This is a genomic window from Nonomuraea monospora (genome assembly GCF_039531895.1).
Lineage (GTDB): Bacteria > Actinomycetota > Actinomycetes > Streptosporangiales > Streptosporangiaceae > Nonomuraea > Nonomuraea monospora.
The window spans coordinates 521,570-548,438 of record NZ_BAAAQX010000002.1 but is presented as its reverse complement, the minus strand read 5'-3'; the positions used below and the strand labels follow the sequence as shown (position 1 = coordinate 548,438).

The following is a 26,869-nucleotide window of genomic DNA, read 5'->3' as shown; positions in this document are numbered from 1 at the left end:
CTGAATCGTCTTTTCAGCTGAAGTGTCGCACACTCACCCTAACTGTGTGGATCTTCCCGTGCACGACACAGCTGATTACCGATTCGCAACGGACTTGCTAACAGCAGGGGGTCTGTAGGGTGATCGGGTGAGCGATTGTCTCTTCTGCAAAATCGTCGCCAACAAGTTTCCCGCCGAGATCGTTTACGAAACCGGCCGGACCCTGGCGTTCCGCGACATCAAGCCGCAGGCGCCCACCCACGTGCTCGTCATCCCGAAGGAACACCACGCCGACGCTGCCGCCCTGGCCGCCGCCGACGACGGGCTGGCCGACGAGGTGCTCAAGTCGGCCCACGAGGTGGCCGTCATCGACGGCGTGTCCGAGGACGGCTACCGCATCGTCTTCAACACCGGACCGGCCGCCGGGCAGACCGTCTTCCACGTGCACGCGCACGTGCTCGGCGGGCGCGACCTCACCTGGCCACCCGGCTGACCGGACGCGGGTGATATTGGCGAGAGCAATCGGCCTGCTCCCGGATACGATGGGCACAGAACAACTGGCGAAAGAGACCGGGAGGCATCAGGCCGCTGGCCTGCCCATGTCCGAACTACACGAATCCCGACGCACAGCACCTCCCTCGCGGACTCAAGCGAAGGTGCTGATACCGGACGAATACCCGATGGTCAGCCTCCTGGGCTCCCGCGACGAGCTGCTGCGTGTCATCGAGGGCGCCTTCAAGGCCGACATCCACGTGCGCGGCAACGAGATCACCGTCACCGGCAGCCCCGACGAGAGCGGCACCGTCGTGCGCCTCTTCGAGGAGCTCGTCGAGGTCCTGCGCAGCGGCGGCGAGCTCACTCCCGACGCGGTCGAGCGCAGCATCGCCATGCTCCGCATGACCTCCGACCGCCCCGCCGAGGTGCTGTCGCTCGACATCCTCTCCTCGCGCGGCCGGACCATCCGGCCCAAGACCGTCAACCAGAAGCGCTACGTCGACGCGATCGACCAGCACACGGTCGTGTTCGGCATCGGCCCCGCCGGCACCGGCAAGACCTACCTCGCGATGGCCAAGGCCGTGCGGGCGCTGCAGGAGAAGCGGGTCAACCGCATCATCCTGACCCGGCCTGCGGTCGAGGCGGGCGAGCGGCTCGGCTTCCTGCCCGGCACCCTGTACGAGAAGATCGACCCCTACCTGCGGCCCCTGTACGACGCGTTGCATGACATGGTCGACCCCGACTCGATCCCGAAGCTCATGGCGGCGGGGACGATCGAGGTGGCGCCGCTCGCGTACATGCGTGGCCGTACCTTGAATGACGCCTTCATCATCCTCGACGAGGCCCAGAACTCCTCGGCCGAGCAGATGAAGATGTTCCTGACCAGGCTCGGCTTCAACTCCAAGATCGTGGTGACCGGCGACGTCACGCAGGTCGACCTGCCGTCCGGCACGGTGAGCGGGCTGAGGGTGGTGCAGGAGATCCTCGACGGCATCCCCGACATCCACTTCTCCCGGCTGACCAGCTCCGACGTGGTGCGCCACAAGCTGGTCAGCGAGATCGTGGACGCCTACGGCCGTTACGACGCCACCCGGCAGGCGTCGCAGGAGCCGAAGGCCATTCAGCAGCAGCGGGGGAAGCGGCGGCCATGAGCATCGAGATCAACAACGAGTCCGGTGTAGGGGTCGACGAGGAGAGCATCGTCGCCCTGGCCGCTCACGTGCTCGGCGAGATGGGCATCAACCCGCTCGCCGAGCTGTCCATCGTGGTGGTCGACGAGGACGCCATGGCGGAGCTGCACGAGAAGTGGATGGGCGAGCCGGGCCCGACGGACGTGCTGGCGTTCCCGATGGACGAGCTGCGTCCGGGCGGCGGCGCCCGCGGCGAGTCCGAGGGGCCCGCCGACCCGGCGCTGCTGGGTGACGTCGTGCTCTGTCCGCAGGTCGCGGCCAGGCAGGCGGAGGAGGCCGGGCACAGCACGGCCGACGAGCTGGAGCTGCTGTGCACGCACGGCATCCTGCACCTGCTCGGTTACGATCACGCCGAGCCGGAGGAGCACAAGGAGATGTTCGGCTTGCAGTCCCGGCTCCTCGAGTCGTGGCAGGAGGTGCGCAACCCGCGGTGAACGCCTGGTTGCCGTTGGCCATCGCCCTTGTCGTCGTCGGTGGCCTGATCGCCAGTGCGGAAACGGCACTGACGCGCATCTCCAGGGTGCGTGCGGAGGAGTACGCGCGCGACGGCCGGCGCGGGTCCGCGCGGCTGCTGGCGATCGTGAACGATCCGCCGCGCTACCTCAATCTGCTGCTGTTGTTGCGGCTGAGCTGCGAGCTGGTGGCCACGGTCATCGCGACGCTGCTGTTCATCGACCTGCTGCACGATCAGGGCTGGGCCTATGTGTGGGCCGCCGTGGTGATGATCCTGATCAGTTACGTGGTGGTCGGGGTGATGCCGCGTACGCTGGGCCGGCAGCACGCGGAGCCGGTGGCGCTGGCCAGCGCTCCCATCGTGTACGGCCTGACGCGCATCTTCGGCCCGCTGCCCAAGCTGCTCATCCTGCTCGGCAACGCGCTGACGCCCGGCAAGGGCTTCCGCGACGGGCCGTTCACCTCGGAGGCCGAGCTGCGTGACCTGGTCGACCTGGCCGAGGAGCGCCGGGTGATCGAGCCGGACGAGCGCGAGATGATCCACTCGGTGTTCGAGCTGGGTGACACGCTGGTGCGCGAGGTGATGGTGCCGCGTACGGACATGGTCTACATCGAGCGCGGCAAGTCGATCAGTCAGGCGCTGTCGCTCGCGTTGCGCAGCGGGTTCTCGCGCATCCCCGTCGTGGGGGAGAACGAGGACGACGTCATCGGCATCGCCTACCTCAAGGACATCGCCCGCAAGATTCACGAGTCGGGTGAGGGCGGGGGCAAGGAGTCGGTCGAGACGATCATGCGGTCGGCCGCGTACGTGCCGGAGAGCAAGCCGATCGACCAGCTCATGCGGGAGATGCAGGCGCGGCAGATCCACATCGCGATCGTGATCGACGAGTACGGCGGCACCGCCGGGCTGGTCACGATCGAGGACGTCCTGGAGGAGATCGTCGGCGAGATCACCGACGAGTACGACCAGGAGGCGCCGCGCGTCGAGCCGGTGCCGGGCGGCGGGCTGCGGGTGACGGCCCGGATGCCGGTGGACGAGCTGGGCGAGCTGTTCGACACCGAGATCGAGGTGGACGACGTCGAGACGGTGGGCGGGCTGCTGGCGCACGCGCTGGGCCGGGTGCCGATCGCCGGGTCGCAGGCGGAGGTGGCCGGGCTGTCGCTGACGGCGGAGACGCTGGCGGGGCGGCGCAACCGGATCAGCACGGTGGTGGTGCGGCGGGTGACGCCTCCCGAGGACGAGGTCGTCCCGGCCGCCGCGGAACGCGACTGACCTCCCACGCGGACGATTGTGGACGCAAGCCGCAAGCGTTCTACAAGTAGTCTGCAAGCCCCGTCCGGCACTCTCTAATCACGACATCCAGTGCGGTGGGTGTCACAAGGGGAAGGCATCCGAAGGCCGGGTGGGGTTCGCGGCCTGAGGATGACGTTCCTGGGGGGACGACGGCGTTTCGGCCTGCTAGCCGGTCGTGACGCTGGTCGGCGTAAAGGGTGTTCTCGTCCGGAAAACCGGATGGGGGCACCCTTTTTGCGCGTTGGTGGTCACTCTGGTGGATTGCCGCATTCGTCTCTTGGGGAGGCTGCGATTCAAGGGGGGATCATGAAACGAAGACCATGGATCATCGCTTCCGTGCTGGTCACGGGCCTCCTGGGGGGATGCGGCGGCGGGGGAGCCGAGAGCTTCCTCGACGCGCAGGCGATGGCGCAGTTGCGTGCGGTGCTCAGCAAGGAGCCACCCCTGCCCGACGGTTTCACGGTGCGGCCGGAGCAGGCGTGGCGGATGCCGTTCGGACAGGCGGACAGGAACTGCAGGGCCGTGCTGGAGCCGGCCGGCGGGCGGGCGCCCGGGCAGGCGCTCACCGCGCAGGCCGCGGTCAGCTATCACGGCGACGGGCTCGGCGAGCAGGCCGGGGTCGGCCTGGCCAAGTACGCGGGCGAGGAGGCGGAGGGGCACCTCGACGCCCTGGCGGAGGCCATCGGAGCGTGCCGCGCCGTGCACACCTCAAGCGGAACGGACCTGCGGCTGCAGGAGCTGCCCGTGCGGGGAGCCGGGGACGAGGCCGTGGGCGCGAGGCTGAGCGGCCGGCTGAACGGCTACCCCTACGCGATGGACGTCGTGCTGTCCCGCGTCGGGGACACCCTGGTCTCCGTGGTGCACACGGGCATGAACGAGGTGGATCACGCCCGTACCAGGAAGGTGGTCGAGGCGGCGATCTCCATGGTCAGCGCCTAACCTGGTTGGGTGAACCCTGAAGACAGCAAGATCATCACCCTGGCCCGCGCCGCCAGGGCGCGCAACGGCTCCGCCGAGGGAGCGGCCGTGCGCGACGAGACCGGCCGCACCTACTCCGCGACGAACGTGGGCCTGTCCGCGCTGACCCTGTCGGCGGTGCAGGTGGCCGTGGCCATGGCGATCTCCAGCGGCGCGCGGTCCCTGGAGGCCGTGGCGCTGGTGAGCGAGGGCGACCCGAGCCCCGCCGACGAGGCGGTGGCGGCCGAGCTGGGCGCCGGCAAGCTGCTCCTGGCCGGTCCCGACGGCACCCTGCGAGGCTGATCATGCCGATGTCGCCGTTCCTGGCGAGAATTCGGGAGAAGGTCGGCAACGATCTGCTCATGCTGCCTTCGGTGTCGGGGTTCGTGTTCGACGACGCGGGCCGGCTGCTGATGGCCAGGCACGGCGACGTGGGCCTGTGGGCGGCCCCCGGCGGCGGCGTGGACCCCGACGAGCGGCCTGAAGACGCCGTGGTCAGGGAGCTGAAGGAGGAGCTCGGCATCGACGTCGAGGTGCGCGGCCTGATCGGCGCGTACGGCGGGCCCGAGTTCCGCACCCGCTACCCCAACGGCCACGAGGTCGCCTACGTCATCAACGCCTACGCCTGCGCCCTGGCCCCCGGCTCCGGCGTGCCCGAGCCCGACGGGGTGGAGATCAACGACTTCCGCTGGGTGTCCGAGCAGGAGCTGCCCGGCCTGAGCACGACCGCCTGGACGCCCGGCGTGGCGCCCCTGGCGTTCGCGTGGTGGCGTGAACACGCTCGATGATGGGACACAATGCACATGTGACTTCGCCAGACAACCATCGCGCCGGATTCGCCTGCTTCGTGGGGAGGCCGAACGTCGGCAAGTCCACGCTGATGAACGCCCTGGTCGGCACGAAGGTGGCGATCACCTCGTCCAAACCGCAGACGACCAGGCGCGTCATCAGGGGCATCGTGCACCGCCCCGACGCCCAGCTCATCATCGTCGACACCCCCGGCCTGCACCGCCCGCGCACGCTGCTCGGCGAGCGGCTCGACAGCCTCGTGCTGTCCACGCTGACCGAGGTCGACGCGATCGGCTTCTGCGTGCCCGCCAACGAGCCCATCGGCAAGGGTGACCGGTTCATCGCCGACAAGCTGTCGGCCGTGAAGAAGACACCGGTCATCGCCGTGGTGACCAAGTGCGACCTGGCGAGCAAGGAGCAGGTCGCCGAGCAGTTGCTGGCGGTGTCGCAGGTGGCGGAGTTCGCCGCGATCGTGCCGGTGTCGGCGCAGTCGGGCGAGCGGCTCGACGTGGTGGCCGACGTGCTGATCGAGCACCTGCCCGAGTCGCCCCCGCTGTACGAGGGCGGCCAGCTCACCGACGAGCCCGAGCAGGTGCTGGTGGGCGAGCTGATCAGGGAGGCGGCGCTGGAGGGCGTACGCGACGAGCTGCCGCACTCCATCGCCGTGGTCGTCGACGAGATGCTGCCCCGCGAGGGGCGCGACGACCTGCTCGACATCTACGCGCACATGTTCGTGGAGCGGCCGTCGCAGAAGGCGATCGTCATCGGGCACAAGGGCGAGCGGCTGCGCGACGTCGGCACCAGGGCCCGCAAGCAGATCGAGGCGCTGATGGGCACGCGGGTCTACCTCGACCTGCGGATCAGCGTGGCCAAGGACTGGCAGCGCGACCCCAAGCAGTTGCGGCGGCTCGGCTTCTACGACTGATCTTTTCGAGATCTGATCTCTTTTTTGAGATCATCGACACCGACCGGCGAAGACCCCCCAGGCGGAAGCGGTGCCATGGCCAACCCCCTGCGCGACGGCGACCTCACCCAGCTCGGCCCCTACCGGCTGCACGCCCGGCTGGGCGAGGGCGGCATGGGCCAGGTGTACCTGGGCCGCTCACCGGGCGGGCGCCTGGTCGCGGTGAAGGTGGTGCGCCCCCAGCTCGCCGACGACGCGCACTTCAGGCGCCGCTTCGCTGCCGAGGTGGACGCCGCGCGCAAGGTCGGCGGATTCTACACCGCGCAGGTCGTGGACGCCGACACCGACGCCAGCCCGCCATGGCTGGCCAGCGCCTACATCCCCGGCCCCTCCCTGCACCAGGCCGTCCAGGAGCACGGGCCGCTGCCGCCGGAGTCGGTCGCGGTGCTGGGGGCGGGGCTGGCCGAGGGGCTGGCCGCCGTGCACGCCTGCGAGGTCGTGCACCGCGACCTCAAGCCCGCCAACGTCATCCTCGCCGAGGACGGCCCCCGCCTGATCGACTTCGGCATCGCCCGCGCCCTGGACGCCACCAGCCACACCCAGACCTCCGCCGTGCTCGGCACCGCCGCGTACATGTCGCCGGAACAGGCCGCGGGGCAGCGGGTCGGCCCGGCCTCGGACGTGTTCTCGCTCGGCTGCGTGCTGGCCTACGCCGCGACCGGCCGCAGCCCCTTCGGCGAGGGGCCCGTGCACGCGGTCGTCTTCCGCGTCGTGCACACCGAGCCCGACCTGAGCGGGCTGCCCGCCCCGCTGGCCGGGCTGGTGGCCGCCTGCCTGGCCAAGGACCCGGCCGCGCGGCCCGGGCTGGACCAGGTGCTGGCCCACCTCACCGCGCTCGCCTCGCCCGGCGGCCCCGGCCAGGGGTCGTGGCTGCCCGAGGCGTTCACCCAGGTCATCGCCCAGCGCCGCACCCTGGCGCTGACCGCACTGGAGCAACCCGCGGTAGGGGCGAACGGCGCTCCGCGGACGACGATGCCGTCAGGGCCTCGCGCGCCGCAGCCCCTGCTGGCCGACGAACGCCGCCGCATGCGCGGCTCGCTGCGCCCGGCCGCCGCCTACCGGATCGCCGTCTACGTGATGCTCGCCCTCTTCGGGCTGATCTCCCTGAGCATCGTCGTCCACCAGCTCAACATCTTCGAGGACGTGGGGAGGATGCTGCCGGAGGACGACTACTGGGACGCCGACGACGCCGCCGAGGAGCTGAGCATCATCATGCTGGCGGCCCAGGTCGTCTCCGGCTTGGGGCTGATCTTGTGCTGGCTGCTCTGGTTCCACCGGGTGCGGGTCGTCGCCGAACAGCTCGCACCGGGACGGCTGCGCTACCGCCCCGCCATGGCCGTGCTCGGCTGGTTCATCCCGCTCGGCAACCTCTGGCTGCCCAAGCAGATCGCCGACGACGTCTGGCACGCCTCCAGCCCGCCCGGACGCGGCGGCGCGATGGCCCCGGCCGGTCTGCTGCACGCGTGGTGGGCGCTGTGGCTGGCCACCCTCCTGAGCTGGCCGCTCTTCTGGCTCGACTGGACGGAGTTCCTCAGCTCGACCAGCGAGGAGATCGACGAGGAGACGTACCGGGCGTTCGCGTTCGAACCCGAGGTCTGGGCCATCCTGGCCGCGCACGTCCTGGCCGTGCCGGCGGTGATCGTCACCGCCTGGTACGTGCGGCGGCTGAGCGCCATGCAGGCGGCCAAATTCACCTGATCCCCGTCACGGCCTGCGCAGCAACGCCAGCACCGACAGCAGGACCACCGCCAGCGCGCAGCCCAGCGCGGCGAACCAGCCGAACCGGATCACCGGCTCGATCGACAGCAGGCCGCCGAGGTCGAAGGACACCCGGTCGCGCAGGTCACCGGCGCCGCCGATGACGAACTTCAGCAGCACCACCACCGCCACGCCGCCCGGCACGACCGCCAGCGCGGCCAGCCTGGGGCGCGACGACAGCAGGCCCACCAGGCCGCAGCCCAGCGCGACCAGCCCCGCCATCAGCGTGTAGACGCCGAACGGGTCGTCGATGCCGCGCACGTCGCTGGCCACCCCGCCGGCGATGAGGCTGCTCGTCGCCTGGATGCCGGCCCACGGCAGGACCGCGCAGAACACGAGGAGGGCACCGGCGGCGGCGACGGCCAGCGGGTAGCCACGGCGGACTCTCGGGCGGGCGGGCGTGGGCATCAGGTCGTCGGCCACACGATCACTGTATGTCGGGTACGCCCGGCTCACCACCGTACGCAATGGAGTCGTCACCAAGGTGCGGCAAGGAGTGGCGCGGCCGTCCGCTCACCCCACTCCAGGCGCGCGCGGAGCTGGACGGCGTCGGCGGCCAGCGCCGACACCAGCGTGCCCGGAGCGGCCAGCGGGAGCACCGCGACCCCCTCCGCCACCGCCGCCTCCTTGACCTGCGCCGTCACGAACGTGGTGCCCACGCAGCGAGCCGCGCCGTACACCGCGCTGGAGGCGTCCAGCTCCGGGTCGCCCACCGTGAACTCCTGCCGCAGCAGCGGAACGCCGTCGCGGGTGGCGTCGAAGCGGGCGTGGCAGCGGCCGGAGGGCTCGCCGTGGCGGCCGAAGACGATCTCCTCGCGCCACAGCACGGCCGCGTCGCCCTCCAGCGTGAGGCGTACCAGGAGGCGGTGGTCGCAGCCGGCGGCCAGCACCGTGGGCTCCGGCGCGAACCGCAGCGTGGCGCCCGCGCCGACGCGGGCGGTGACCAGCAGCTCCGACGTGCCCTCGCCGGGCAGCACCAGCGTGGCCGCCACCGAGCCCAGGTTCAGCGTGGTGCGGGGGGCGACGTCCAGGTCGAGAGCCAGGCGGTCGCCGCCCAGCGGGCCCGCCGCGGTGGAGATGAGGTGGACGGTGTGCGGGCCCGTCTGGCGCAGCGTCAGCGGGGGTGCTGAGGCGAGGCGGCTGAGCGTGGTGCGGCCATCGGGGGCGAGCGCGGTCGCCACGGCGGCACTGGCCCGCATCGCCCGCCGGCCCCTGGCGGCCAACGCGTCGCCCCGCGCCCGCGCCGCGTCTGCGTGCGCCGCGTCTGCGTGGGCGGCGTCTGCGTGGGCGGCGTCTGCGTGCGCTGCGCCTGCGTGCGCTGCGCCTGCCCGCGCCGCGTTTGCCCGCGCTGCATCTGCGTGCGGCGCGTCTGCCCGCGCTGTGTCTGCCCGCGCTGTGTCTGCCCGCGCTGCGTCTGCCCGCGCTGCGTCTGCCCGCGCTGCGTCTGCGTGCGGCGCGTCTGGCCGCAGCGTGTCTGGGACGGTTGCTTCGCCCGGCGTCACGAGATGGGGGCCGCGTGGGTGTGTGACCAGGCGTGCACCTGCGAGTGGACCCAGGCGGCAACGGTGGCGGCCGTTGGGTCCTGGCGGATCGAGGTGAACAGGACGGGACGCTCGCCGCGCACGGCCGCCGAGTCGCGGTCCATCACGTCGAGGTCGGCGCCCACCATCGGCGCCAGGTCCGTCTTGTTGATGACCAGCAGATCGGCGGTCGTGACGCCGGGGCCGCCCTTGCGGGGCACCTTGTCGCCGCCCGACACGTCCAGCACGAAGATCTGCCGGTCGGCCAGGCCCCGGCTGAACGTCGCCGTCAGGTTGTCGCCGCCGCTCTCCACGATCACCAGGTCGAGCGGCCCGAAGCGGTACTCCAGGGTCTCCACGGCGTCGAGGTTCGCGGCGATGTCGTCGCGGATCGCGGTGTGCGGGCAGCAGCCCGTCTCGACGGCCAGGATGCGCTCCTGGTCCAGGACGCCCGCGCGGCGCAGGAAGTCGGCGTCCTCGGTGGTGTAGATGTCGTTCGTCACCACGCCCAGGGACAACGACGGGCCCAGCGTCCGGCACAGGGCGGCCACCAGGGCCGTCTTGCCGCTGCCCACCGGGCCGCCCACGCCCAGGCGCAGCGCCCGGCCGCGGCCGTCGGGGGCGTGGTGGTGGTCGTCGTGGTTGGCTCCCATGTCGGGGGTCCTTTCCTGATTCATGAGATGAACAGCCGGACCTCGGCCTGTGCGTGCTGTTCGGCCAGGAGGTCCAGGGCTGGTGACGAGTAGGCGGGCAGGGTTTCCCAGTCGGTGGTCAGGCAGGCTTGTGCGGCTACGGCGGTGAGGTCGGGGGCCAGGTCGGCGAGCAGGGCGTGGACGGCGACCGGGTCGAGGCCGAGCAGTCTTACGGCTGCTGTCGCCGGGCCGGTGATGGCGTGGTACGCCGCTGCCAGCGCCGCGTCCTCGGGGGTGGCGCCGGCCGTGTGTGCTGCCGTACCCAGGGCGATGGGGTGGTGAGGGCTGGGGATGGTGGCGGCTAGGTCGTCCAGGATGGGGGCCGGCCAGATGCGGCGGGCCACGCGGAGGAGCAGGCGGCCCTGGGTGCGGGAGGCGTCGCGCTGGGCGGGGGAGGCGGTTCTGGCGTCCACCTCGGCGTCCAGGACCAGCCACGGGTTCGGGGTGTCGGTCGGCTGGGCGCCGTCCACGTCTCGCCGACGCGGCGCGGGGTGAGGGGCGCTGCCGTGTTGGGGCGAAGGTGCGGCGTTGGGCTGGAGCGAAGGGGCGGTGCCGGGCGGTGGTGAGGGTGCGAGGCGGGCCGCTTCGGTGCAGGCCGCGGCGGTGAGGGCGGCTGCGAGGGTGCCGGCCGTGTGGAGGCGGCCGCGCAGGAAGGACGCCAGGGACGGCACGTCGTGCACCGCCCCCGACGCGACCGCGCGCTCGGTGCCGCCCGAGTGGGCGTGACCCCCGGCAGGGAGCCGGGAGTCGGTGAGCAGCAGCAGGGCCGGATGCATCAGAACAGGAAGTAACGCTGGGCGAGGGGAAGGACGGTGGCAGGGGCGGGCTCGACCAGGTCGCCGTCGATGCGCACCTCGAAGGTGTCGGGCGCCACCTCGATCCGCGGCAGCGCGTCGTTGAGCGGCATGGATGTCTTGCCGCGCCGCCGTACGTCGGCCACGGGCGCGAGGCGGCGCCGTACGGACAGCCGGTCGGCCAGCCCCGACTCCAGCGCGAGCGGCGCGACGAAGTGCAGCGAGGTGGCCGCGGCCGTGACGGGCGAGGCGCCGAACATGGGGCGGGGCAGCACCGGTTGCGGGGTGGGGATGGAGGCGTTGGCGTCGCCCATCTGGGCCCAGGCGACCACGCCGCCCTTGAGCACCAGGTCGGGTTTGACGCCGAAGAAGGCCGGGTCCCACAGGACGAGGTCGGCGAGTTTGCCGCGTTCGACGGAGCCGACCTCGTCGTCCAGGCCGTGGGCGATGGCGGGACATATCGTATATTTCGCGATGTAGCGGCGGGCGCGGAGGTTGTCGGCGGGGCCGGAGCCCAGTTCGCCGCGGCGTCCCTTCATGACGTGCGCCGTCTGCCAGGTACGGATGATCGTCTCGCCGATCCGCCCCATGGCCTGCGAGTCGGAGCCGATCATCGAGATCGCGCCCATGTCGTGCAGCACGTCCTCGGCCGCCATGGTGGACGGCCTGATGCGCGACTCGGCGAAGGCCAGGTCCTCCGGGATGGACGGGTTGAGGTGGTGGCAGACCATCAGCATGTCGAGGTGCTCGTCGAGCGTGTTGACGGTGTGCGGCCTGGTGGGGTTGGTGGAGGAGGGCAGCACGTTGGGGTAGGCGGCCACGCGGATGATGTCGGGCGCGTGCCCGCCGCCCGCCCCCTCCGTGTGGTACGCGTGGATCATCCGGTCGCCGATGGCCTTGAGCGTCGACTCGACGAATCCGGCCTCGTTCAGCGTGTCGGTGTGGATCGTGACCTGCACGCCCGAGGCGTCGGCCACGCTGAGGCAGGCGTCGATGGCGGCGGGGGTGGTGCCCCAGTCCTCGTGCAGCTTGAAGCCGGACGCGCCGGCTCTGAGCTGCTCCAGGAGGCCGTCGGAGCTGACCGTGTTGCCCTTGCCGAGCAGGGCGAAGTTCAGCGGGTACGCGTCGAGCGACTCCAGCATCCGGCCCAGGTACCAGGTGCCGGTGACGGTGGTGGCCTTGGTGCCCTCGACGGGCCCCGTGCCGCCGCCGACGACGGTGGTGACGCCGGAGCCGATGGCCTCGTCGAGGAGTTGCGGGCAGATGAGGTGCACGTGCGAGTCGACGGCTCCGGCGGTGAGGATCTTGCCGTTGCCGGAGAGGACTTCGGTGGACGGGCCGATGACGATGTCCACGCCGTCCATGGTGTCGGGGTTGCCCGCCTTGCCGATGGCGGCGATGCGGCCGTCGCGGACGGCGACGTCGGCCTTGACCACGCCCCAGTGGTCGAGGATCACGGCGCCGGTGATGACCAGGTCGGCGGCGCCTTCGGCGCGGGTGGTCCTGGCCTGGCCCATGGACTCGCGGATGACCTTGCCGCCGCCGAAGACGGCCTCGTCGCCGGCCCCCGCCGGGCCCATGGACAGGTCCTCGGTCACCTCGATGAACAGGTCGGTGTCGGCCAGGCGGATCCGGTCGCCGGTCGTGGGCCCGTACAGTGCGGCATATCGGGCGCGCGAGATGTCAGCCATCGAGCGGCCCCGCCCACTCCGGCCGCAGGCCGGGCACCACGCGCAGGCCGGCCAGCGGCACCAGCGTCACGTCACGTTCGACGCCGGGCTCGAACCTGATCGCGGTTCCCGCCGGTACGTCCAGCCGCATGCCCCAGACCGCCTTTCTGTCGAACTCCAGCCCCGGGTTGGCGGCGGCGAAGTGGTAGTGCGAGCCCACCTGGATCGGCCGGTCGGCCGTGTTCACCACGCGCACGGTGACCCGCTCGCGGCCGGGGTTGAGCTCGATCGTGCCCTCGGGGTGCGTGTACTCGCCGGGGATCACGGGATCGGCCTGTGCACGGTGACGAGCTTCGTGCCGTCGGGGAAGGTCGCCTCGATCTGCACGCTCTCCAGCATCTCCGGCACGCCCTCCATGACGTCGGTGCGCCCGAGCACCGATCGCCCCGCCTCCATCAGGTCGGCCACGCTGCGTCCGTCCCTGGCACCCTCCATGAGGAACGAGGCGATGATGGCGGTAGCCTCGGGGTGGTTCAGCCGCAGGCCTCTGGCCTGCCGCTCGCGTGCCACACCCGCGGCGACGTGGATGAGCAGCCGCTCCTGCTCGTGTGAGGTAAGCCGCATGGCCGGACCATAGGAACCGGCCGTTTCCGCGCTGTTGCGGGCGCATGTCGTGTTGGTTTCGCGCTGCTCGGATGAATTTCCCGTGTCTCTGTGAACGTTCGGCAATCGCCAATTAACAGTCGGGATCTTCGAGTGAAATGTCGCGGAGTCACCTTTCTCGCAGAACCGGTCGGCTGGAAGGAACTCCCGTGCGCGTCTCCCGCCCGCTCGTTTCCGCGATGCTCGTCCTGGCCCTCGCGGCCTGCGGATCCGACTCCCAACCCGCCGCCTCCTCGAACGAGATCAAGGTCGGCCTCCTGCACTCCCTCAGCGGCACGATGGCCATCAGCGAGGTCACCGTCCGCGACGCGGAGCTGCTCGCCATCGAAGAGATCAACAAAGCCGGGGGTGTGCTGGGCAAGAAGCTCGTGCCGGTCGTGGAGGACGGGGCCTCCGACTGGCCCACGTTCGCCGAGAAGGCCACGAAGCTGATCAGGCAGGACAAGGTCGCCACCGTCTTCGGCGGCTGGACCTCCGCCAGCAGGAAGGCGATGCTGCCGGTCTTCGAGCGGTACAAGGCGCTGCTGTGGTATCCGGTGCAGTACGAGGGGCTGGAGAGCTCGCCGTACATCTTCTACACCGGCGCCACCACCAACCAGCAGATCATCCCCGGGCTCGACTACCTGAAGGAGCAGGGCAAGAAGAAGCTGTTCCTGGTGGGCAGCGACTACGTCTTCCCGCGTACCGCGAACAAGATCATCAAGGCGTACGCGGCGGCGAACGGCATGGAGATCCTCGGCGAGGAGTACACGCCGCTCGGACACACCGAGTACTCCACGCTGGTCAACAAGGTCGTCCAGGCCAAGCCCGACGCCGTGTTCAACACGCTCAACGGCGACTCGAACGTGGCCTTCTTCAAGCAGCTCAAGAGCGCCGGAGCCACCGCCGAGGCGATGCCCGTGCTGTCGGTGAGCGTCGCCGAGGAGGAGGTCACCGGCATCGGCGTGGACAACATCGTAGGTCACCCCGTCGCCTGGAACTACTACCAGACCACCGAGACGCCCGCCAACGAGGCGTTCGTGCAGGCGTACAAGGCCAAGTACGGCCAGAACAAGGTCACCTCCGACCCCATGGAGGCCGGCTACAACGCCGTCTACCTGTGGGCCGAGGCCGTCAAGAAGGCGGGCACGACCGAGGTCGAGGCGGTCAAGAAGGCCGCGCCCGGCATCGCGCTCGAACGTCCGGAAGGACTGGTCACCATCGACGGCGAGAACCAGCACATGTACAAGACCGCCCGCATCGGCATCATCCAGCCGGACGGCCTGATCAAGCAGGTGTGGGACTCGGGCAAGCCGATCAAGCCGGACCCGTACCTCAAGGGGTACCCGTGGGCCGCCGGCCTGGCGGCGGGACAGTGATGTCGGCCTTCGTCAACCAGCTTCCCATCGGCCTGTCGATCGGGGCGGTGCTGCTGCTGATCGCGCTCGGGCTGACGTTCACGTTCGGGCAGATGGGCGTGATCAACATGGCGCACGGAGAGTTCATCATGGCCGGGGCCTACACCGCGTTCCTGCTGCAGGACCTGGTGCTGGCGCTGCCCGTGGCGTTCCTGGTCGCCGGGGTCATGGGGCTCATCCTGGAGCGCGGCGCGATCCGGCACTTCTACGGCAGGCCGCTGGACACGCTGCTGCTCACCTGGGGCGTCAGCCTGGTGCTGCAGCAGCTCGCCCGCGACCTGTTCGGCGCGCCGAACGTGCAGGTGCCCGCGCCGTCCTGGCTGTCGGGCGGCGTGGGCATCCTGCCCTACAACCGGCTGTTCATCATGGGGCTCGCGGTGGCGGGCGTGATCGCCGTCTGGGTGTATCTCACGCGGACGGGGCTGGGACGCAGGACGCAGGCCGTCGTGCAGAACCGGCAGCTCGCCGCCACCAGCGGGATCGACACCGGCCGGGTGGACATGCTGACGTTCTTCATCGGCTCGGGGCTGGCCGGCATCGCCGGGGTGGCGCTGACCCTCATCGGGCCCGTGGGGCCGGCGCTCGGCACGTACTACATCGTGGACGCCTTCCTCGTCGTCGTGGCGGGCGGGCTCGGCCAGTTGCGCGGCGCGGTGCTCGCCGCCATCGGGCTGGGGCTGCTCAACTCCTACGCCGAGTTCTGGTCGGACGCCTCGCTGGCCAAGGTGATCGTCTTCGCCGTGATCATCGCGTTCCTGCAGATCAGGCCGCAGGGCATGTTCGTGCTGAGGTCGAGGGTGCTGACGTGATCAAACGGAACCTGCCCTTCGCCACCGTGGCGGTGATCGCGCTGATCGCCGCGCCGCTGCTGCTGGAGCCGTTCCGCCTGGGACTGCTCGCCAAGTACCTCTGCTACGCGATCGTCGCGCTCGGCATCGGGCTGGCCTGGGGCAAGGGCGGCATGCTCACCCTCGGCCAGGGCGTCTTCTTCGGGCTCGGCGGCTACGCCATGGCCATGTACCTCAAGCTCCAGGAGGCCGGGCCCGGCGGGCTGCCCGACTTCATGGTGTGGAGCGGGGTGGAGAACCTGCCCGCGCTGTGGCTGCCGTTCGCCAACCCCGTCTTCGCCCTCGCCATGGCCGTGCTCGGGCCCGTGCTGCTCGCCGTGATCCTCGGCACGCTGGTGTTCCGGCAGCGGGTGCGCGGGGCGTACTTCGCGATCCTCACCCAGGCGCTGGCCGCCGCCATGGTCATCCTGCTGGTCGGGCAGCAGGGGCTGACCGGCGGCACCAACGGCATGACGAACTTCTTTGAGCTGTTCGGCCAGGACCTCGCCGAGGACTCCACCCAGCGCGGCCTCTACCTGGTGGTCGCGTCCGTGCTCGGCGTCCTGTATCTGGCCACCAGGCAGCTCGTCGACAGCCGGTACGGCCGCCTGCTCGTCGCCGTCCGCGACGGCGAGGACCGGGTGCGCTTCCTCGGCTACGACCCGGCCCTCGTCAAGACCGTCACCTTCGCCATCTCGGCGGGCATGGCGGGGCTCGCGGGCGCGCTGTTCGTGCCCGTCGTCGGCATCATCTCGCCCGCCCTGCTCGGCGTCGTGCCCTCACTGGAGCTGGTGGTCGCCGTCGCCGTCGGCGGCCGGCACGCGCTGGCCGGCGCCGTGCTCGGCGCCGTCGTCATGGGGTACGCCAAGACGGCGTTCAGCGAGCAGTTCGCCGACGGCTGGCTCTACCTGCAAGGGGCCCTGTTCATCCTGGTCATGACGCTGGCCCCGAAGGGGATCGTCGGGATCGTGGGGAGGTTGCGCCGTGCTCGAACTGCGTGACGTACAGGTGGTGTTCGACGGCTTCCGCGCGCTCGACGGCGTGGACCTCACCGTGCCCGAGGGCGAGCTGCGCTTCCTCATCGGGCCCAACGGCGCGGGCAAGACCACGCTCATCGACGTCATCACCGGCCTGACCCGCCCGGCCGCCGGGACCGTCCGCTTCGGCGGCCTGGATCTCGTCGGCAGGAAGGAGCACCAGATCGTCCGGCTGGGCGTGGGGCGCACGTTCCAGACGTCGGTGGTCTTCGAGGAACTCACCGTCCTCGAGAACCTCGACCTGGCCGCCAGCTTCCGCATGCCGCTGTGGTCGCTGGCCCGCCGCCGGCGCGGTGTCTCGGAGGCAGTCTCGGAGGCCCTGGAGAGGACGGGGCTCGAAGAGCTCGCCGAGCGTTCAGCGGGCGTTCTCTCGCACGGCCAGCGCCAGTGGCTGGAGATCGGCATGCTGCTGGCGCAGCGGCCCCAGCTGCTGCTCCTGGACGAGCCGGTGGCGGGCATGTCCAAGGACGAACGCGAGCGCACGGGCGAGCTGCTCACCCAGATCGCCGACGACCACACGGTGATCGTGGTCGAGCACGACATGGAATTCCTGCGGCGGCACGCCTCGACCGTCACCGTCCTGCACGAGGGCAAGGTCCTCGTGGAGGGCTCGGTCGACCAGGTCAGCGCCGACCCGCGGGTGCAAGAGGTCTACCTGGGGAGGAGGAAGGCCGAGGATGCTGTCGGTAACCGGCCTTGAGTCAGGGTACGGGCGGGCGCGCGTACTGTTCGGGGTCTCGCTGGAGGTCGAACCCGGGCAGCTCGTGTGCGTCATGGGACGTAACGGGGTCGGCAAGACCACGCTGCTCAACACCATCATGGGGGTGCTGCCCGCCACCGCGGGCAGCGTCTCGTTCGACGGGCGGGACGTCACGCGGCTGAAGTCGCACGAGCGGGTGCGGCTCGGCATGGGGTACGTGCCGCAGGGCCACCAGTGCTTCCCGCAACTGTCGGTCCTGGGGAACCTGCTGGTGACCGTGGAGGCCGCCAAGCAGCCCCGGAGTGCTGTGGACGAGGCCCTGGACGTCTTTCCGGCTTTGAAACCGCTGCTCAAGCGTAGCGCGGGGCATTTGTCAGGAGGGCAGCAGCAGCAGCTCGCCATGGCGCGGGCCCTGGTGACGCGGCCCGGGATGCTCATCCTCGACGAGCCGACCGAGGGCATCCAGCCGTCGATCATCCTGGAGATCGAGGCGGCCATTGAGCAGCTGCACGGTTCGGGGATGGCGGTGTTGCTGGTGGAGCAGTACTTGGACATCGCGTTGCGGCTGGCCGACACGTTCGTGATTTTGGACGCGGGGCAGGTCGTGCGGACCGGGGTTGCCGAGGATCTTCAGCAGGAGGAGGTGCGGCGACTGCTGGCCGTTTAGGTTTCAGAGTTCGTGGCTCCTCCCAGCGGAGGGCGCTGTCGCCGGATGAGACGTTGCCGTGCGCTGGAACCATACGACGGTGAGGGCTTGAGCGGTACAACACCGGGTCGTGGTCGGGGGCTACCGGTGTTGAGCGGAAGGCGCCGATGCAGGCTACGGCAGGCAGCACCTCGACCGGGCCGAACGCGCCCGCGGACTGGTCGGGGTGCTGGAGGGCGGGCGGGATGAGGTGGACCGGGGTGGTGCTCTCGGCGGTTCGCAGGAGAGCCGCGATCTGCATGTCGTTGACCGGCTTGCACGGGTAGCCCTCCAGCAGGCCGCCGTAGGTGGAGGACAGCCGTAGTTCGGAGAGTTCGATCGTGCGGCCGGATGACAGGACTATGCGGGTCAACGCCATGCCGACACCCTACGGGCGTGCACAGTCTCGGAGCGGGCCGAACTTCTTGGAGATCAGCCCGAGAGGGCCCCTGACCTGGCCGTTCAGTAGCTCGATAATGGGCTGACAGGAATTCGGGTGCGTTTCTCCGGTGTCCATCCACACGTTGTTTTCCCGATCCAGCCAGACGGGAATGACGGCTTTCATGCGAGCAGCCGGAACCACACGGCCTTTCCGGTGGGGGTCGGTCTCCAGCCCCAGGCTTGGGAGAGATTCTGCACAATCGCGAGACCTCTTCCGGCGGTGGCCGATGGGTCGGCTGGTGCGATTTTTGGAATGGCATCACTTGTGTCGTGCACTTCCACGGTGAGGAAGGAGTCCTCCCTGGTCGCGGTGATGCGGATGGCCGGGGTGGAGGTGTGGAGGAGTGCGTTGGTGGTGAGTTCGGAGACGAGGAGTTCGGCGATTTCTGAGGTGGTCAGGTCGCGGATGAAACGGCGGATGGATGACACGCATTTGTGGTCGCGGGGCATCCAGCGCTCTTCCATGAGAGTTTTGCAATGCACGTATCTATCTTGTCGGCTCTCCGCTACGTTGAGTAGAAGGATCGTCGCTAATCGTGATGCTTGAAGTTTTGCGAGGCGGCGCTGAACTCCGGGCGAGGGAGGGCAAGATGGTCAACCTCTATGCACCCCAGGCGATCTGGGGCAGAGAGCTACGGCATTACCGCAAGCTCGCTGTTCTGACCCAAGGGCAACTAGCGGAAAAGATCCACTTCAGCGAGAGCCTGATCAGCGGTGTCGAGACCGGTCAGCTCCCGGCCAGCTCTGAATTCGCCAGAGCCGCTGACGAAGCGTTGGGGACAGGTGGTGCGCTCCAGCGCCTGCTCGACTGGCGCAAAGGGCAAGCCTTCCCGTCGTGGTTCGGGCCGTGGCACGAAATCGAGCGGGTGGCCACCGCGCTGCGGACGTATGAGCCGCTGGTGATCCCCGGCCTCCTCCAGACCGAGCGATATGCCAGCGCGATGCTGCGCGGGAACGAGGCTGCCGTCGCCGCACGCATGGAGCGCCAAGCGATTCTCACCCGCGATTGCCCGCCCGCGCCCACGCTGCGGTGCATCATCGACGAGGCGGTCCTGTACCGGCCGATCGGCACGGCAGAGGTGATGAAAGAACAGCTCCAGAGGTTGGTGGAAGCGGTCAATCCGCGGCTGAGCATCCAACTGGTCCCGCATGGCATGCATCCGGGCCTGCTGGCTGGGTTTGTGATCGCGACATTGGAGGATGGGAGCGATGTCCTCTATGCGGAAACCGCTGTGCGGGGCATCACCACCGACGAGTGCGAGGATGTATCGGAGGGTATATGGCATTTCGAGGCCATTCGGATCGAGGCGTTGCCCCTCGGCATGTCTCTCGATCTAATCAAGAAGGCCCTGGAGGAGAGATGGACCTGAGCCAGGCGTGCTGGCGGAAGTCGAGCTTCTCTGGCCCCAACGGTGGTAACTGCGTTGAGATCGCCGAACTCTGGCAGAAGTCGAGCTTCTCTGGTGACAACGGTGGCGACTGCGTCGAGGTCGCCCACAAGGAGGCCGACAGACTGATCGCCGTCCGCGACTCCAAAGACCCCGACGGCCCCAAACTCTTCTTCACCCCCGCCGAATGGACCGCCTTCCTCAAGGGCGCCAAAGCCAACGAGTTCGACCTGACCTGACGTCTTCACGCTGCCGAGCTGTGCTCACAAGACTCCGCTGCGTAACAAGTTGGGTATAAGAAGTCTTATACCTAGTGGTGGATTATTGTTATCCCGACGGCCGTTTGCCCGGGTGGCGGGTATCGTCACTGACCGGGCAAACAGCGTCCGTTCAGCAGGAGCCGTGGCCCGGCCCTCGCTGGACATCAATGGAAGGTGTCGAGCCTTCGTGTGGTGGCATCGCGGACGCGACTGTCAGAGGACCGTCCGCGATGCTGTCCGCTTTCTCCAGGAATTCGACCCAGGCCGCTTCCACCAAAAGGGTGGAAATGGTGTACCACAGCCCCGCTGCGTCGGGATCCTCCGCGTCCAGCGAGACGGTGACGGCCCACGGGCCCTGGGTGGCGGGCGTGTCGACGCTGTAGAACCGCGTCGTACGCAGGCGGGGTGACACCCCGGCTCTCCGCACCGCCACGACCAGAGCCATCCCGTCGGCCGGCGTCGCGGTACCCCTGACGACGGAGCAGGGCGTCGCGATGGCGCCCGGCCCGGTCGGCGGTGCGGTTATCGCGATTCTGGGTGAATCGTCGATGACGACGGGGAGGATGGTCAGCACGGCCGCGGTCGTGCCGATCAGCCCCGCGGACGCCTTGAGGGCGAGGCGAACTTTCCGCCTGTTTGCCCCACTCGCGGGGGTGGTCCCGTCGTCACCTCCGGGATCCTGTTGCTTGTCTTGCATTTCCGATTTGTCCTCCTTGCAAGAGGGAATGGCACCGCGCGACTATCGGGCGGCGCAGCCAAAATATCGGAAATGCCGGGCGTACGGGCGTGCGCGTGGATATATGGCTGCATATCCGAATTGCGAGGAGGGGGTTGCGCTAGAATGCGATTTTATTTCTCAAGAGATCCGGCGGATGTTAGCGATAAATGGCGCTGTTGGCCCATTCTTGCGCCGACTGTACGATTTCCTCAAGATGGCCGCTGTGCGCGCCATGCCAGTACACCTGGCCACAGGACGCGCACCGGCCATAGGCGTCGTAGCTCCGCCGAGTGCCCGCCTCCAGCAGCGCCTCCACCTCGTCCTTGCCGACCGGCACCAGCACCCCGTTGCAGGCGGTGCAGCGTGTCCACGGCCGCAGCGGCGGTGCGAAACGTTCGAGCAGGTCGCGGAGCTGGTCGGTCGGGGCGGAGCCGCGGACGTACGCGCCGAGCCACAGCGCGCGGCGGCGCAGCAGGCCGCGGTCCTGGGTGAGGAGCACCCGCCGCTCCGCGTTGGCCTGCACCACCAGCGCCGGATCGTCCATGTCGTTGTGGTAGGCGGTGTCGATGCCGAGCAGGCGCAGCCGCCGCGCCAGCGTGCCGAGGTGCACGTCCAGGAGGAAGCGGGGCTCCTCGGGGAGTTGCTGGGGACGGGGGATCGGGTGGACGTGCACCACGTCACCCGGCACCAGGAGGTGCGAGGGCGGCACGCCGCGGCCGTCGAGCAGCATGGGCCCGACCTCAGTGAGCGGGACGCCGACGGACTCGACGTGATGGCCGAGCGTGGAGGTGTGGTCGGCGGTCACCTCCTGCCACTCGTGGCGGCGGCTCGCGGGCAGGAACATCCTCAGCTCTGGGGAGATGCGCAGGCGTGCGGTCGTCACATCGTCCATTCTGTTCCACCGGCTAACGTGAATTCATGTCCATATCTCGCCGTACCCTGCTGGGGCCGAGACCGAGGGGGTCGAGCTGCGGCTGGCGACGGGCGGGCCGGAGGATGGCCTCCCGCTGCTGCCCAGTCTGGGCATCGTGTTGAATATGTCGTCAGCGACATATAGCGTGGTGGGATGGATGCGCTCTTCGCCATCGAGATCGAGCCCGAGGTGCGGGACTGGTTGGAGGCGTTGCCGGCCAAGCACTTCCTCAAGATCGACGAGTATGTCGGGCTGCTCGCGGAACACGCTGCCGCGCTCGGCGAGCCTTATGCCCGCTACTTGGGCGACGGAGTTCGGGAGCTGCGGCCCACACTCGACGGTGCTGCCATGCGCATCACGTACTGGCTCACGCCGACCCGCACCGCGGTCCTGCTGACCGTCTTCCGTAAGACGAGAATGCGGGAAGACACCGAAGTCATGCGCGCCAAGCTGACACGGAAGATCTGCGAGGCCGAACACGGTCCAGCACACGAGGAATTCATCCGCACCGTGGAGGAAGGAGAGGTGGAGCAATGAGCCACAGCCGCTGGAAGACCTTGCGTGAACGCAAGCTCGCCGAGGGTTTCACCGAGCCGGAGGACGTGGCCGAGGCTCGTCGTGAGATCCGGTTGTCCATGGCCCTGGCGAAGGCGGTGTACGACCGGCGCGCCGAACTCGGGCTCACTCAGGCTGAATTGGCCGACCGCGCGGGCCTCACCCAGGCGAAGGTGTCCCGGATCGAAGGCTCTGACACCGTTCCCACGCTGCCACTTCTTGCCAAGCTGGCCGAGGCCCTTGACGCTACCCTCAACATCGCTCTCGACAGCGAGGACACCCAGGTGAGCTTCACCGGACACCGCATTAACGCGGCCTGAGTCGTCCATGCACTCTGTGCTGTGCTGGGGCGGTGTGATGGGCTGTACGTGGGAAACCGCTGCTATGGAAAGGAAGAGGGGATACGCGCTCGCATGAGCGCCGCCCCGGACTACACATGCTCGTATCCCGTCGCACCCTGCTGGGGCTCGCAGTGCTCGCGGCGGCCGGGTGCTCGGGGTCTGAGGACGAGGCGTTCGAGCTGCGGCTGGCGACAGGGCTGTACGGCGGGCCGTACCGGCCGCTCGGGGATCGGCTCGCGCAGGAGCTGCGCGGCGGCGGGATGCGGGTGAAGGTGATGGCGACCGCCGCGAGCGTCGAGAACCTCACCATGATGACCGACGGGCGGGCCGACGCGGGGTTCGCGCTGGCCGACAGCGCCGACGACGCAGTGCGCGTGCGGCATCAGCCCGTCGCCGCGCTGGCCAGGATGTACATGAACTACGCGCATCTGGTCGTGCTGAAGGACTCGGCGATCAGTACGGTGCAGCAGCTCGCGGGCAAGGTCGTGTCCATCGGCGTGGAGGGGTCGGGGACCGCGGTGACCGCCGTCCGGGTGCTGGCCGCGGCCGGGCTGGCCGAGCCGCCGGAGACGGTCAGGCTTGATCTGGACGCCTCCATCGAGGCGCTGGTCGGTGGGCGGGTCGAGGCGTTCTTCTGGTCGGGTGGGGTGCCGACGCCCGCGCTGACCACGCGCGACGATGTGCGGCTGGTGTCGTTGGAGTCGCTGGTGCCGGTGTTGCGGCGGGAGTTCGGGCCCGTGTACGAAGAGGCGTCCGTGCCCGCGGGGACCTATGGGGGCACCAGGTCGATCCGGACTGTGGGGACGCCGAGTTATCTGATGTGCCGTAGCTCGCTGTCCGATGATCTGGCGTTCACGATCACCGGGACGTTGTTCAGCGCCCGCGACCGCCTCCAGGCCCCTTCGGCGCCCGGCGGGCGGCTGGACGAGCGGTACGCGATCGGTACTGGTGTGGTGCCGCTGCATCCCGGTGCCGCCCGCTACTACCGGTCCGTGTACGGCTGACGGAAGGCGGGGTGCGTGAGGCCGGGTGAGGTCAGCTTCTAACGGCCGGTCGTGATCCCAGGAGGAGGCGTTCAGGGCGGGAGCTGGAGCTCCACCACCAGGCCGTGTGGTTCGGCAGGCAGTAGGCGTAGCGTGGCACCGCACGCCCTCGCCAGTTCGGCGGCGATGGCCAGGCCGAGGCCGCTGCCCGGTACGTTCGCATGCGCGCCCGACCGCCAGAAGCGGCCCAGCGCCTCCGAGCGTTCCTCCTCGCTGAGTCCAGGCCCGTCGTCGGCCACCCGCAGCACGCCGTCCTCCAGACACACGGTGACCGTGCCGCTGCGCGGGACGAACTTCTGGGCGTTGTCGAGGGCGATGTCCGCGATCCTGGCCGCCGCCTCGGGAACGACCGACATTTCGGAAATGTCGGTAACAAGGCGCACGCCGGCCGCCGCGTACACCTCCCGCCAGACTGCCAGGCGGGGCGCGAGCGGGACGTCCTTGCCCTCGATGCCCGCGCCCGCCTCCACCTTCGCCAGCGCCAGCAGGTCCTCCACCAGCAGGGCCAGCCGGTCCAGCTCCGCCATGGCCTCTTCGAACTCGGCGGTGCCCTCACCGCGCAGGTGCGGCTCCAGGTTCTCCAGCCGCAGCCCGAGCACCGTGAGCGGGGTGCGCAGCTCGTGTGAGGCGTCGGCCACGAAGGCGCGTTGCCGTTCCATCGCCCCCGCGACCGCGTCGGCCATCGCGTTGAAGCGCTCCTCCAGCCGCCGCAGCTCCGACGGGCCGACGCCGGGATGGGCCCGCGCGTCCAGCCGGCCCTGCGCGATGGCCTGCGTGGTGCGGTCGAGCTCCGTGACCGGGCGCAGGATCCAGCGGGCCAGCCGCCTGGCCGCCAGCATCGAGTACGCCAGCGCGACCAGCGCACCCAGCGCCAGCGCGCCCCACACCAGCGTCACGTCAAGGCGGGCCTGGTCGGTGGGGGTCTGGAGCAGGACCACTCCGGTGATCTGCGCGTCGCGGCCCGCCGGTTCGGCCAGCAGCACGGTGGCCGGGCCGAAGGGGCTGATCGTGGGCAGGTCCTCGGTGGTGCGGCCGGACAGGGCCAGGCGCAGCGCCTCGCGGTCGTCGGACTCGAAGCTGCCGGCCGACAGGCGGAGCGAGCCGTCACGGTCGCGTACGCGGACGGCGGCGCCGTACAGGTCGGCGTAGCGGTTGATCTCGGCGATCAGCCCCGTGTGGTCGTCGTCGCGGGCCGCCTGGTCGGCGAGTTCCGCGAAGCGGGTGGCGTCGGCGCGCCGGTCGAGGAGCAGGCGGTTGGTGCGGTGGGAGGCGTAGGCGAGGCCGAGCGGCACCGCCAGCGCCGCCACCAGGAACACGATCAGCGTCGTGAACGTGACCACCAGCCGGGAGTTCACGCGGTCGAGCCCAGCCGGTAGCCGGTGCCGCGCAGCGTCTCCACCAGCCCAGGCCGGCCGGTCTTGGAGCGCAGGTTGGCCACGTGCACGTCGAGGGAGCGCGAGGCCGACAGCAGCGGGTCGCCCCAGACCTCGTCGAGGATCTCCTCCCTGCCGCGCACCACGCCCGGCTCGCGAGCCAGCATCGCCAGCAGGTCGAACTCGCGCCGCGTCAGCGTCACCGGCTCCCCGGCCACCGTGACCTGCCGCGACTCCAGATCGATGCGCACGTCGCCGACGTTGACCACGTCGTCGCGCTGCGGGCGCGGGCGCGTGCCGCGCCGCACCACCGCCTCCATCCGGGCCATCAGCTCGACCGTGCGGAACGGCTTGACCAGGTAGTCGTCCGCGCCGGAACGCAGGCCGCGCAGCACCTCCCGCTCCTCGGTACGCGCGGTGACCACGATCAGCGGCACCGTCGACACCCGGCGCAGGCGGCGCAGCGCGTCGAGCCCGTCCATGTCGGGCAGACCCAGGTCGAGCAGGACGAAGTCGACGCCCCCCGCCAGGCGGAGGGCGTCCACGGCCAGCCCCGTCCGGATGACCTGATGGCCGTGCCGGTCCAGGGCCGTGCTGAGGGCGGCGGCGAGCCGATCGTCGTCCTCGACCAGCAGAACTCGCATGACGCCAGGTTAGACGCGCGTGGGGAGCGCTTCCCGCGTGGCCTGCTCGGTACGCGACAGCGCGACGTCCCTGGTCTCCCGCATGGTCAGGTAGACGATGAGGGAAACGGCCGCGCAACCCGAGACGTACCAGAAGAAACCGGACTCGATGCCGCTGTCCTTGAACCACAGCGCCACGTACTCCGCGGTGCCGCCGAACAGGGCGTTCGCGATGGCGTACGGGAGCGCCACACCGAGGGCGCGCACGTTCGTCGGGAACAGCTCGGCCTTCACCACCGCGTTGATCGAGGTGTAACCGGTGACGATGATCAGGCCGATCAGCGACAGCACCAGCGCGCCGCCGAAGCCCTGCACCCCGCCGAGCGCCGTCATCAGCGGCACCGTGCCCAGCATCGAACCGATGCCGAACGTGATCAGCAGCGGCCTGCGCCCGATCCGGTCCGACAGGCCGCCGGCCAGCGGCTGCAGGCACATGAAGATGAACAGCGCGCAGAAGCTCACCAGCGTGGCCGTCTCCTTGGGCAGGCCCGCGCTGTTCGACAGGTACTTGGTGAGGTATGTCGTGTAGGTGTAGTACGCGACCGTGCCGCCCATCGTCAGCGCGATGACCAGCAGGGCTTCCTTCTTGTGGCCCAGCAGCGCCTTGATCGTGCCGCGGCCCTTGTCGCTCTCGCGCTCCTCCTCGTCGTACGCCTCCGTCTCCAGGAGGTTGCGGCGCAGGTAGAACACCACCGCCGCGGCGGCGGCGCCGACGATGAACGGGATGCGCCAGCCGTAGGAGTTCAGGGCCTCGGTGGACATCGTGTTCTGTAGGATGATCTGCAGGCCCAGGCCGACGAGCTGGCCGGCGGTCATGGAGACGTACTGGAAGCTGGAGGCGAAACCGCGGCGCCCGCGCGGGGTGGCCTCGGTGAGGTACGTGGCGCTCGCCGCGTACTCGCCGCCCACCGACAGGCCCTGCAGCAGGCGCGCCACCACCAGCACCAGGGCGCCGAAGTAGCCGACCGCCTCGTACGTCGGAGCGACGGCGATCAGCAGCGCGCTGGCCGACATGAGGGTGACCGTGAGCGTGAGCGCCGCCTTGCGGCCCTTCCTGTCGGCGTAACGGCCGAGCAGCCAGCCGCCGAGCGGGCGCATGAAGAAGCCGACGGCGAAGATGGCCGCGGTGTTGAGCAGCTTGGCCGTGTCGTTGCCCTCAGGGAAGAAGGAAGCGGCGAAATAGACGGCGAAACTGCTGTAAACGAACCAGTCGTACCACTCGACCATATTGCCGATGGACCCGCCGATGACGGCCTTCCACGGCACGCGTGCCTTGCTCACGAAGAACCT

32 protein-coding genes are annotated in these 26,869 nt (G+C 69.7%); 19 read left to right on the top strand and 13 right to left on the bottom strand.

The window, feature by feature from the left end; translation table 11 throughout:
• The first annotated feature begins 127 nt into the window (after positions 1-127).
• From ABD331_RS05815 to ABD331_RS05775, 9 genes are all read left to right on the top strand, one after another.
• The gene (locus ABD331_RS05815) at positions 128-472 is read left to right on the top strand and encodes a histidine triad nucleotide-binding protein (protein WP_344471241.1); all 345 of its coding nucleotides are present in this window, start codon (positions 128-130) and stop codon (positions 470-472) included.
• Positions 473-578: 106 nt separating this feature from the next.
• Entirely contained in the window at positions 579-1,625 is a 1,047-nt protein-coding gene (locus ABD331_RS05810; protein ID WP_344471239.1) for a PhoH family protein, read from the top strand.
• Positions 1,622-2,098: an rRNA maturation RNase YbeY gene (ybeY, locus tag ABD331_RS05805; RefSeq protein ID WP_080041940.1), complete on the top strand. Its 477-nt coding sequence runs from the start codon at positions 1,622-1,624 to the stop codon at positions 2,096-2,098. The genes ABD331_RS05810 and ybeY overlap by 4 nt, the downstream gene beginning before the upstream one ends.
• Positions 2,095-3,390, top strand: coding sequence for a hemolysin family protein (locus ABD331_RS05800; RefSeq protein ID WP_344471233.1), 1,296 nt, complete (start codon positions 2,095-2,097; stop codon positions 3,388-3,390). The genes ybeY and ABD331_RS05800 overlap by 4 nt, the downstream gene beginning before the upstream one ends.
• 327 nt (positions 3,391-3,717) lie before the next feature.
• Positions 3,718-4,350, top strand: coding sequence for a hypothetical protein (locus ABD331_RS05795; protein WP_344471231.1), 633 nt, complete (start codon positions 3,718-3,720; stop codon positions 4,348-4,350).
• Between the two features lie 9 nt (positions 4,351-4,359).
• Positions 4,360-4,671 carry a cytidine/deoxycytidylate deaminase family protein gene (locus ABD331_RS05790; RefSeq protein ID WP_148439250.1) on the top strand — a complete coding sequence of 104 codons (312 nt, stop codon included), beginning with the start codon at positions 4,360-4,362 and terminating at the stop codon, positions 4,669-4,671.
• 2 nt (positions 4,672-4,673) lie between these two features.
• Positions 4,674-5,156, top strand: coding sequence for an NUDIX domain-containing protein (locus tag ABD331_RS05785; RefSeq protein WP_344471228.1), 483 nt, complete (start codon positions 4,674-4,676; stop codon positions 5,154-5,156).
• Positions 5,157-5,173: 17 nt separating this feature from the next.
• A complete protein-coding gene (gene era / locus ABD331_RS05780) occupies positions 5,174-6,082 on the top strand; it encodes a GTPase Era (RefSeq protein ID WP_262380062.1) in 909 nt (302 codons plus the stop codon).
• A 75-nt stretch (positions 6,083-6,157) separates the two neighbouring features.
• Positions 6,158-7,819: a protein kinase domain-containing protein gene (locus ABD331_RS05775; RefSeq protein WP_344471224.1), complete on the top strand. Its 1,662-nt coding sequence runs from the start codon at positions 6,158-6,160 to the stop codon at positions 7,817-7,819.
• A 6-nt stretch (positions 7,820-7,825) separates the two neighbouring features.
• Here the strand turns inward: ABD331_RS05775 and ABD331_RS05770 are convergent, their stop codons facing one another.
• The 7 genes from ABD331_RS05770 to ABD331_RS05740 all read right to left on the bottom strand — a co-directional run bounded on the left by ABD331_RS05770 (position 7,826) and on the right by ABD331_RS05740 (position 13,179).
• Positions 7,826-8,302, bottom strand: coding sequence for a hypothetical protein (locus tag ABD331_RS05770; RefSeq protein WP_344471222.1), 477 nt, complete (start codon positions 8,300-8,302; stop codon positions 7,826-7,828).
• Positions 8,303-8,355: 53 nt separating this feature from the next.
• On the bottom strand, positions 8,356-9,078 hold the full coding sequence (locus tag ABD331_RS05765; protein WP_344471220.1) for an urease accessory protein UreD: 723 nt from the start codon (positions 9,076-9,078) through the stop codon (positions 8,356-8,358).
• Positions 9,079-9,377: 299 nt separating this feature from the next.
• Positions 9,378-10,052, bottom strand: coding sequence for an urease accessory protein UreG (gene ureG / locus ABD331_RS05760; protein WP_344471218.1), 675 nt, complete (start codon positions 10,050-10,052; stop codon positions 9,378-9,380).
• A gap of 20 nt (positions 10,053-10,072) precedes the next feature.
• A complete protein-coding gene (locus tag ABD331_RS05755; RefSeq protein WP_344471216.1) occupies positions 10,073-10,867 on the bottom strand; it encodes an urease accessory protein UreF in 795 nt (264 codons plus the stop codon).
• Positions 10,867-12,576 carry an urease subunit alpha gene (locus ABD331_RS05750; protein ID WP_344471214.1) on the bottom strand — a complete coding sequence of 570 codons (1,710 nt, stop codon included), beginning with the start codon at positions 12,574-12,576 and terminating at the stop codon, positions 10,867-10,869. Before ABD331_RS05750 ends, ABD331_RS05755 begins: the two co-directional genes overlap by 1 nt.
• Positions 12,569-12,880 (bottom strand): urease subunit beta, encoded by a 312-nt coding sequence (locus ABD331_RS05745; protein ID WP_344471212.1) that lies wholly within the window; start codon positions 12,878-12,880, stop codon positions 12,569-12,571. The genes ABD331_RS05750 and ABD331_RS05745 overlap by 8 nt, the downstream gene beginning before the upstream one ends.
• Positions 12,877-13,179, bottom strand: coding sequence for an urease subunit gamma (locus ABD331_RS05740; RefSeq protein WP_148439241.1), 303 nt, complete (start codon positions 13,177-13,179; stop codon positions 12,877-12,879). Before ABD331_RS05740 ends, ABD331_RS05745 begins: the two co-directional genes overlap by 4 nt.
• 218 nt (positions 13,180-13,397) lie before the next feature.
• On the opposite strand from ABD331_RS05740, the gene urtA reads away from it, so the two are divergent.
• Genes urtA through urtE form a run of 5 tightly spaced genes read left to right on the top strand, consistent with a single transcriptional unit; the run spans position 13,398 to position 17,846 of the window.
• Complete coding sequence (gene urtA, locus ABD331_RS05735) at positions 13,398-14,576, top strand: urea ABC transporter substrate-binding protein (protein WP_425565954.1); 1,179 nt, start codon at positions 13,398-13,400, stop codon at positions 14,574-14,576.
• Positions 14,576-15,424 carry an urea ABC transporter permease subunit UrtB gene (gene urtB, locus ABD331_RS05730; protein ID WP_344471207.1) on the top strand — a complete coding sequence of 283 codons (849 nt, stop codon included), beginning with the start codon at positions 14,576-14,578 and terminating at the stop codon, positions 15,422-15,424. The genes urtA and urtB overlap by 1 nt, the downstream gene beginning before the upstream one ends.
• The gene (urtC, locus tag ABD331_RS05725; protein ID WP_344471206.1) at positions 15,421-16,443 is read left to right on the top strand and encodes an urea ABC transporter permease subunit UrtC; all 1,023 of its coding nucleotides are present in this window, start codon (positions 15,421-15,423) and stop codon (positions 16,441-16,443) included. The genes urtB and urtC overlap by 4 nt, the downstream gene beginning before the upstream one ends.
• The gene (urtD, locus tag ABD331_RS05720) at positions 16,427-17,179 is read left to right on the top strand and encodes an urea ABC transporter ATP-binding protein UrtD (RefSeq protein ID WP_344471204.1); all 753 of its coding nucleotides are present in this window, start codon (positions 16,427-16,429) and stop codon (positions 17,177-17,179) included. The genes urtC and urtD overlap by 17 nt, the downstream gene beginning before the upstream one ends.
• Complete coding sequence (gene urtE, locus ABD331_RS05715) at positions 17,157-17,846, top strand: urea ABC transporter ATP-binding subunit UrtE (protein WP_344471202.1); 690 nt, start codon at positions 17,157-17,159, stop codon at positions 17,844-17,846. Before urtD ends, urtE begins: the two co-directional genes overlap by 23 nt.
• A gap of 579 nt (positions 17,847-18,425) precedes the next feature.
• Here urtE and ABD331_RS05710 read toward each other — a convergent pair.
• The gene (locus ABD331_RS05710; protein WP_344471200.1) at positions 18,426-18,770 is read right to left on the bottom strand and encodes an ATP-binding protein; all 345 of its coding nucleotides are present in this window, start codon (positions 18,768-18,770) and stop codon (positions 18,426-18,428) included.
• A gap of 125 nt (positions 18,771-18,895) precedes the next feature.
• On the opposite strand from ABD331_RS05710, the gene ABD331_RS05705 reads away from it, so the two are divergent.
• A complete protein-coding gene (locus tag ABD331_RS05705) occupies positions 18,896-19,675 on the top strand; it encodes a helix-turn-helix domain-containing protein (RefSeq protein ID WP_344471198.1) in 780 nt (259 codons plus the stop codon).
• Entirely contained in the window at positions 19,666-19,932 is a 267-nt protein-coding gene (locus ABD331_RS05700; protein WP_344471196.1) for a DUF397 domain-containing protein, read from the top strand. The genes ABD331_RS05705 and ABD331_RS05700 overlap by 10 nt, the downstream gene beginning before the upstream one ends.
• A 151-nt stretch (positions 19,933-20,083) precedes the next feature.
• Here ABD331_RS05700 and ABD331_RS05695 read toward each other — a convergent pair whose 3' ends face one another.
• Together ABD331_RS05695 and ABD331_RS05690 are read right to left on the bottom strand one after the other, a co-directional pair.
• A complete protein-coding gene (locus tag ABD331_RS05695; protein WP_344471195.1) occupies positions 20,084-20,650 on the bottom strand; it encodes a hypothetical protein in 567 nt (188 codons plus the stop codon).
• A 178-nt stretch (positions 20,651-20,828) separates the two neighbouring features.
• On the bottom strand, positions 20,829-21,554 hold the full coding sequence (locus ABD331_RS05690; RefSeq protein ID WP_344471194.1) for a Mut7-C RNAse domain-containing protein: 726 nt from the start codon (positions 21,552-21,554) through the stop codon (positions 20,829-20,831).
• 183 nt (positions 21,555-21,737) lie between these two features.
• Between ABD331_RS05690 and ABD331_RS05685 the strand changes: the two genes are divergently transcribed.
• The 3 genes from ABD331_RS05685 to ABD331_RS05675 all read left to right on the top strand — a co-directional run bounded on the left by ABD331_RS05685 (position 21,738) and on the right by ABD331_RS05675 (position 23,484).
• Positions 21,738-22,121, top strand: a complete 384-nt coding sequence (locus ABD331_RS05685; protein WP_344471192.1) for a type II toxin-antitoxin system RelE/ParE family toxin — start codon at positions 21,738-21,740, stop codon at positions 22,119-22,121.
• Positions 22,118-22,459, top strand: a complete 342-nt coding sequence (locus tag ABD331_RS05680; protein ID WP_344471191.1) for a helix-turn-helix domain-containing protein — start codon at positions 22,118-22,120, stop codon at positions 22,457-22,459. The genes ABD331_RS05685 and ABD331_RS05680 overlap by 4 nt, the downstream gene beginning before the upstream one ends.
• Before the next feature lie 116 nt (positions 22,460-22,575).
• Positions 22,576-23,484 (top strand): TAXI family TRAP transporter solute-binding subunit, encoded by a 909-nt coding sequence (locus ABD331_RS05675; protein WP_344471190.1) that lies wholly within the window; start codon positions 22,576-22,578, stop codon positions 23,482-23,484.
• Positions 23,485-23,555: 71 nt separating this feature from the next.
• Here ABD331_RS05675 and ABD331_RS05670 read toward each other — a convergent pair whose 3' ends face one another.
• Genes ABD331_RS05670 through ABD331_RS05660 form a run of 3 tightly spaced genes read right to left on the bottom strand, consistent with a single transcriptional unit; the run spans position 23,556 to position 26,860 of the window.
• A complete protein-coding gene (locus tag ABD331_RS05670) occupies positions 23,556-24,878 on the bottom strand; it encodes a sensor histidine kinase (protein WP_344471189.1) in 1,323 nt (440 codons plus the stop codon).
• The gene (locus ABD331_RS05665) at positions 24,875-25,540 is read right to left on the bottom strand and encodes a response regulator transcription factor (RefSeq protein WP_344471188.1); all 666 of its coding nucleotides are present in this window, start codon (positions 25,538-25,540) and stop codon (positions 24,875-24,877) included. The genes ABD331_RS05670 and ABD331_RS05665 overlap by 4 nt, the downstream gene beginning before the upstream one ends.
• Before the next feature lie 9 nt (positions 25,541-25,549).
• Positions 25,550-26,860 carry an MFS transporter gene (locus ABD331_RS05660; RefSeq protein WP_344471187.1) on the bottom strand — a complete coding sequence of 437 codons (1,311 nt, stop codon included), beginning with the start codon at positions 26,858-26,860 and terminating at the stop codon, positions 25,550-25,552.
• Positions 26,861-26,869: the final 9 nt, after the last annotated feature.